The following is a 6,331-nucleotide window of genomic DNA, read 5'->3' as shown; positions in this document are numbered from 1 at the left end:
TAATGGGACGATGCCGGTCGATCAGGGCATATTCACCTTCCAGTTTTGCCAGATACGCACCGCTATGGATTTCAAGTACTGACTCAATTTCACTTCTGGCGGTTTTGCCGGTAGCGATCAATTCCAGTATGGAGAAGTAGGTGCCATAGTCTCTGCCAAATTCCTCAATCAGCAGATTTTTGCCTTCATTCAGAAATGGCGAAAACGGTTTGAACATAAAGTCAAACAGGTCTGCTCTGGGTAATGCCTTGTTTTCTGCCAGCAGCTCAAGGTACTTGGGCAATCCTCCGGTAATGGCATACACGTCAAACACGGTCTGAATATCAGGATGATTATAATCGCGGGTTACTTCATGGATGGAGCAGATACTGAACGGCTTGAGAAACATAATCCGGTCAGCCCTGCCGAACAGCGGCTCTTTCTGATCCTGAAAGATGCGGTACATCAGTGAATGGACTGACCCGATGAAGATCACGTTCAGTTTGCAGGTGGCTTTGTTACGATCCCAGATTCCTTGCAGTTCTGAATAGACTGCCGGATTGATACTGAAGAATTCCTGAAACTCATCAATGATCAGGGTTATCCGTTCATTACGGGATAGTTCAATCAGAAGCAGAAAGATATCTCGGAAGTGGCGTATTTCACCAACAATAGGGAGGCTGAACAGGCGCCTGAGCTCTTCAATATGTTCCTGGCAGAGTAGGGCCTCTGCTTTTTTGGAAACAAACAGGTAGATATGCTTGTGCTGTTTTGCTGACTCCAGAGCCAGTATTGTTTTACCAACACGGCGACGGCCGGTAAGCACGGTCATCCGTCCGCTATCGGCTGACTGCTCATAAAGGGTGGCAAGTTCTGCCAGTTCGTCTGTACGGTTATAAAACTTCATGGGTAGCACCTTGATCTGAATATAGTAACTGTGGTTACAGTAGTTGACTGAGGGGTGTTGTTGCAAGTAAAAATAATGTGTTGTTATCAGAAGAATCTTCCGATTTACCCTTCTCCCTTGAGGGAGAGGGTGGCCAAAGGCCGGATGAGGGGGATAAGGTCAAATACTATCAATCGGTTTCCCCCTCACCCTGGCCCTCTCCCTCAGGGAAAGGGGATACATACTGATCCGGCGGAAGATCAGCGCTAATCAGATTCTGAAATGTATGTTCTTGTGGGTGTCGTTCTGTGTTCTCTTGGAGTAGTCAGAATCGAACCGGAAAAAGTGTGGATCGGTTTGACGGTAGCCCTTTTATGGGGTATATATACCAACTCAGGCAGCCACTATAACGCTTCCAAGGATCTTATTTTGCAATCAATAGAATCTGTAGAACCTCAGTCTGTTCCCCCCTCTGCTGTACAGTCATTTAAAAGGCGCTTGCTTGGTTTTAATCGCCTCTTTTTGCTGACGGTTTTCCTACCCACACTATTTTCAATCATATACTTCGGATTTGTTGCCTCAGATGTCTATATCTCGGAATCACGCTTTGTGATTCGCAGCCCCCAAAAACAGCAAGTAACCGGTATCGGCGCGTTTCTGCAGAGTGCCGGTTTTTCAAAATCCCAGGATGATACCTATACGGTGCATGATTTTATCTCTTCACGGGATGCTTTGCAGCAGTTGAATGTTCAGTTTACGCTGGCCACCCTCTATACAGATCCGAAAATTGACCGGTTCAGCCGCTTTGGGGGCATTGATCCTGATTCCAGCTTCGAGGCGTTACATCGTTACTATCAAAAGCATATTGTTGAAGTGAGTAATGACAGCTCTTCATCCATCACAACGCTGCGTACCAAGGCTTTTGGCGCTGAAGAGGCCCGTAAAATAAACGTTAGTCTGTTAGAGATGAGTGAAAAACTGGTGAACCAGCTGAATGAGCGTGGTCGCCAGAATATGATCAGCTTTGCCCGGTCTGAAGTGTCTGTAGCAGAGTCCAGGGCCAAGGCTGCATCTTTGGCTTTATCAACCTATCGTAACAAAAAAGGGGTGTTTGATCCTGAGAAACAGTCAGCATTGCAGTTGCAGCAGATTTCAAAGCTGCAGGATGAGCTGATTGCTACCAAGACGCAGTTAGCACAGGTTCGCTCGGTTACTAAAAATAACCCTCAGATAGCTGTGTTACAAAAACGCGCAGATGTGCTGCAGTCTGAAATTGCAACTGAAACAGCAAAGGTGGTAGGTGGTGACGGGTCACTAAGCGGTAAATCTGCTGAATACGAACGGTTGACCCTGGAGCGTGGCTTTGCTGATAAACAATTGGCAGCTGCCCTGGCGTCGCTTGAGCAGGCTCGCAATGAGGCCCAGCGCAAGCAGTTGTACCTGGAGCGGATTGTGCAATCAAGTTTGCCGGATTATCCGGTAGAGCCGAAACGTTTCCGGGCTATTCTGGCGACCTTTGCCGTGGGTATGATTTGCTGGGGGATTTTAACTATGCTGATAGCAGGGGTCAGGGAACACCATGATTAAGCAAGGATGAAGGCGGAAGGCTGAAGGCTGAAGGCTGGATTCGGGCATTTGAAACCTTGCGTCGTGCTGTAGATTTAGCGAGGCAACGTGAACTGTCCGAGCTTGAACAGCAGGGGTTAATTCAAGGTTTTGAATTTACCCATGAATTGGCTTGGAACGTATTGAAGGATTATCTGGAAGAGTCAGGTGTTTACGTTGTTGTTGGATCAAAGGGGGCAACTCGGGAGGCATTCAAAAACGGATTGATCACTGATGGTGAATCATGGATGGAAATGATCAAGTCTCGCAATCTTAGTTCATACACCTATAATCAGGAAACTGCTGAGGAAGTGGTAACAAATATCCTGATCCGTTTTTATCCGGCATTTGAACAAATGACGGCTACATTTACTGCCCTGGCTGAGCAAACACAGGATCTTTAATGCAGTATGGGCTGCGTGAAGAGACAATTGAAAAAGTATGTGGTGTTTTGTCGCAGCACCCGTCAGTTGAAAAGGCGGTGTTGTATGGATCGCGGGTAAAAGGGACTTTTAAGCCAGGTTCAGACATTGATTTAAGCCTGCATGGTGCTGCAATTACTTTGAATGAATTGGGTGACATTGACTCTGAATTGGATGATCTCCTGCTTCCCTACACCTTTGATCTTTTGATATTTGATACTCTTAACCACGCAGACCTACGTGAGCATATAGTGAGGGTTGGCAAGATCTTCTATGAGCAAGGTAAGGCAAGGATGAAGGATGAACTTAGGTAATAACCACTGGAACCGCAGATGAACGCCGATGAACGCAGAGAAGGCACAGGCTAAGCAGTAAAGGTTTTACCCCTAAGAGTTTTGTTTTTATCGGCGTGTATCCGCCTTTATCGGCGGTTAACAGAGCCTTTACAACCACTGGAACCGCAGATATACGCCGATGAACGCAGAGAAGGCACAGGCTAAGCAGTAAAGGTTTTACCCCTAAGAGTTTGGTTTTGTTTTTATCGGCGTGCATCCGCCTTTATCGGCGGTTAACAGAGCCTTTACACCAGTTGGAACCGCAGATATACGCCGATGAACGCAGAGAAGGCACAGGCTAAAGATTATAGGGTTGACAGTATGTACCTCAAAAATCTGTTTTTTAAGGTTTCACCTGCGATACCTTGCACCTCTGACTGAGGTGGTTTTTATTGGTCTCGGCATATCAAGAGCTGTAGAAAGGAGTGCGCTTATGCGTGTAGAGGCAATTGTCAAAAAAGGTGGTCTGTTCATACCTAACCCAGGCATTCCTACTGGAAGCATGAAACAAATACTTATTGATATACAACCGGTTTTACCATCCACCTCAAACGATCCATTTGAAAAAGCAGCGGGAATACTAAAAACAGCAGCACCTGATGGCATTGAGTTCCAGAAGAAGATGCGTAAGGAATGGAAAAATAGGCCATGTATCTCGTAGACACCAACATCATCATCTACTACCTTGAGGGACAATCAGATGTTGTTTCGTTTTTTCGAGAGCATCGAGGAAAACTTGCAATCTCGCCGATAACATGGATGGAGACGCTCTCTTATGATTTTACTCAGGAACAAGAGCAAATCGTTCGCTCGTTTCTGGCAGGGTTCAAGATGATTAATATATCAGCTTCGATAATGGAGATAGCTGTCTCTGTACGTAAGCAGAAGAAAATAAAACTTCCAGATGCCATTATTGCTGCGACCGCTATTGAGCAGGGAAGCGTCTTGGTAACAAGAAACCAGAGAGATTTTAAAGGTGCCGTGAGTCTCATAGTGAACCTGTGATTTGTGTCTCTCTTGGTGTGAGATAGCGGTTAACCAAGCCTTTACAACCAGTGGACCAGCCCATGAACACAGAAGAATGCCGAAAAAAACTCGACATACTTACAGAGAAGATTATTGGATGCTGTTTTACTGTTGCCTCGACACTTGGTAATGGTTTTCTGGAAAAGGTCTACGAAAATGCTTTGTGTCACGAATTGCAAAAGTCTGGGCTGAGTGTCGTACAGCAGTGTCCAGTTAAAGTGGTTTATGACGGCGTAACTGTTGGAGATTATATTGCAGATATAATCGTTGATGAGCTTGTGATCGTGGAATTGAAAGCGGTTAAGATATTGGATAATGTGCATCGTGCACAATGCCTGAATTATCTTAAGGCGACAAATTTTTCGCTATGTTTGCTGGTAAACTTTGGGAGCCCCAGAATAGAGATAAAAAGAATAGTTCTTGATTTTTAATCGGCGCTTAACCAGGCATTTACAACAGATGGAACCGCAGATATACGCCGATGAACGCAGAGAAGGGTCTCTGTTCGAGACACCGTTTTGAGGTAATTATGTCGACACATATGGATCTGCTTGCCAGTTTGCTTTCCACCATTCCAGATCTAGAGCTTGCTGTTCTCATTGGAAGCCGGGCAACCGGTTTTGAACACGCTGCCAGTGATTGGGATATTGCAGTCCAGTGGTCTCGTAATATGGAATTTATGGAACAGCTTGCAGCCAATGAACAGCTTCGTACAACCTTGTCGTCCGCATTTATTGTTTTTGGTGACGCAATTGATTTAATAGATATGCCGAAAGCCAGACTTGCCATGCGTGCAACGATTGCAGAAGAGGGGATTCCGTTGAAAGGTGGTGGTAGCCTTGCTTGGCATCACTTCCTACAGCGAACATGGCGTGAACTTGAAGAACACTATTGGGAGCAAATTTATGCGGCTTGATCTCTATCAGAATGAGACCGAATTCATAGCGCAGGAGCAAACAAGTCTGATGAATGAGGCATCTGAACGTTTAAAGGCCGGGGATAGTCTCTCCCGACTGGAGCAGAATGGAATCTTGCACGCGTTGCAGGTGTTAGTAGAAAACGCAGTGGGAAAAGCAAAACAACTCCTGAAAGCCTCGGGAAAGCAGGTGCCATTGTCGGCCTATGATAGTTTTGTCAGTCTGATGCAGCTTGGCATTGTGTCAGAAACTGGTCTGCCGGCCTGGAATGCTGCCATCGGCCTCAGAAATAGAATCGTACATGATTACATGAACATTGACATGCATCGTGTCCTTGAATTGGTAAAAAACAGGCAATATCAGTTTATTACTGATTTTTTGCTGGAGCCGATCAGTATACGCGGTTAATCCTGATCACACTGAGACATTGAGAAGAACAGCAGGCAAGGCAAGCTAATGATTTTAGGCTTTTAATCAAGTCTTTAACCGCCGATAACGCCGATGAACGCAGAGAAGGCACAGGCTAAAGTCTTTAGGGGTAGGACGTTTCTTTCACCAATAGATTGTTTGTTTTACTCGGCGTGTATCCGCCTTTATCGGCGGTTAACAGAGCCTTTACAACCAGTTGGAACCGCAGATATACGCCGATGAACGCAGAGAAGGTACAGGCTAAAGTCTTTAGGGGTAGGGTGTTTGCTTTCACCAATAGATTGTTTGCTTTACTCGGCGTATATCCGCTTGTATCGGCGGTTAACAAGGCCTTTACAACCACTGGAACCGCAGATGAACGCCGATGAACGCAGAGAAGGCACAGGCTAAGCAGTAAAGGTTTTACCCCTAAGAGTTTTGTTTTTATCGGCGTGTATCCGCCTTTATCGGCGGTTAACAAGGCCTTTACAACCAGTTGGAACCGCGATGAACGCTGTGGGGTTGGATATGAGCAAGACAAAGCTACTGGTACAGAATACTCAGATTTCCTTAACACGGATCAACGACAGCGATTTTATATCCCTAACTGATATCGCTCGCGTCAAAAATTCGGATGAGCCCAAAGATGTAGTAAAAAACTGGATGCGTAGTCGTACCACCATCGAGTACATTGGCCTGTGGGAAAAAATCAACAATCCCAACTTTAAAGGGGTCGAATCGACACCTTAAGAG

At 45.7% G+C, this 6,331-nt stretch carries 10 protein-coding genes; 9 read left to right on the top strand and 1 reads right to left on the bottom strand.

Going from position 1 to position 6,331, the window contains the following annotated elements; genetic code table 11:
* On the bottom strand, positions 1 to 886 hold an 886-nt coding region (locus tag OEL57_RS12945), incomplete at its 3' end, for an AAA family ATPase (RefSeq protein WP_300740967.1).
* 588 nt (positions 887 to 1,474) lie between these two features.
* Between OEL57_RS12945 and OEL57_RS12940 the strand changes: the two genes are divergently transcribed.
* From OEL57_RS12940 to OEL57_RS12900, 9 genes are all read left to right on the top strand, one after another.
* Complete coding sequence (locus tag OEL57_RS12940; RefSeq protein WP_300740963.1) at positions 1,475 to 2,452, top strand: hypothetical protein; 978 nt, start codon at positions 1,475 to 1,477, stop codon at positions 2,450 to 2,452.
* A 20-nt stretch (positions 2,453 to 2,472) separates the two neighbouring features.
* Entirely contained in the window at positions 2,473 to 2,874 is a 402-nt protein-coding gene (locus OEL57_RS12935; RefSeq protein ID WP_300740968.1) for a nucleotidyltransferase substrate binding protein, read from the top strand.
* Positions 2,874 to 3,206: a nucleotidyltransferase domain-containing protein gene (locus tag OEL57_RS12930; protein ID WP_300740961.1), complete on the top strand. Its 333-nt coding sequence runs from the start codon at positions 2,874 to 2,876 to the stop codon at positions 3,204 to 3,206. The genes OEL57_RS12935 and OEL57_RS12930 overlap by 1 nt, the downstream gene beginning before the upstream one ends.
* A 454-nt stretch (positions 3,207 to 3,660) precedes the next feature.
* Positions 3,661 to 3,888, top strand: coding sequence for a hypothetical protein (locus tag OEL57_RS12925; protein WP_300740959.1), 228 nt, complete (start codon positions 3,661 to 3,663; stop codon positions 3,886 to 3,888).
* Positions 3,876 to 4,232, top strand: coding sequence for a type II toxin-antitoxin system VapC family toxin (locus tag OEL57_RS12920; protein WP_300740957.1), 357 nt, complete (start codon positions 3,876 to 3,878; stop codon positions 4,230 to 4,232). Before OEL57_RS12925 ends, OEL57_RS12920 begins: the two co-directional genes overlap by 13 nt.
* 62 nt (positions 4,233 to 4,294) lie before the next feature.
* A complete protein-coding gene (locus tag OEL57_RS12915) occupies positions 4,295 to 4,684 on the top strand; it encodes a GxxExxY protein (RefSeq protein ID WP_300740955.1) in 390 nt (129 codons plus the stop codon).
* Between the two features lie 98 nt (positions 4,685 to 4,782).
* The gene (gene mntA, locus OEL57_RS12910; RefSeq protein WP_300740953.1) at positions 4,783 to 5,169 is read left to right on the top strand and encodes a type VII toxin-antitoxin system MntA family adenylyltransferase antitoxin; all 387 of its coding nucleotides are present in this window, start codon (positions 4,783 to 4,785) and stop codon (positions 5,167 to 5,169) included.
* Complete coding sequence (gene hepT / locus OEL57_RS12905; protein WP_300740951.1) at positions 5,159 to 5,578, top strand: type VII toxin-antitoxin system HepT family RNase toxin; 420 nt, start codon at positions 5,159 to 5,161, stop codon at positions 5,576 to 5,578. The genes mntA and hepT overlap by 11 nt, the downstream gene beginning before the upstream one ends.
* A gap of 528 nt (positions 5,579 to 6,106) precedes the next feature.
* Positions 6,107 to 6,328, top strand: coding sequence for a KilA-N domain-containing protein (locus OEL57_RS12900; protein ID WP_300740948.1), 222 nt, complete (start codon positions 6,107 to 6,109; stop codon positions 6,326 to 6,328).
* Positions 6,329 to 6,331 lie beyond the last annotated feature (3 nt).

The organism is Trichlorobacter sp. (assembly GCF_030247655.1).
In the GTDB taxonomy this organism is placed as follows: domain Bacteria; phylum Desulfobacterota; class Desulfuromonadia; order Geobacterales; family Pseudopelobacteraceae; genus Trichlorobacter.
Note: the sequence above shows the minus strand (reverse complement) of the source record. Positions and strands in the feature narration are given on the sequence as shown.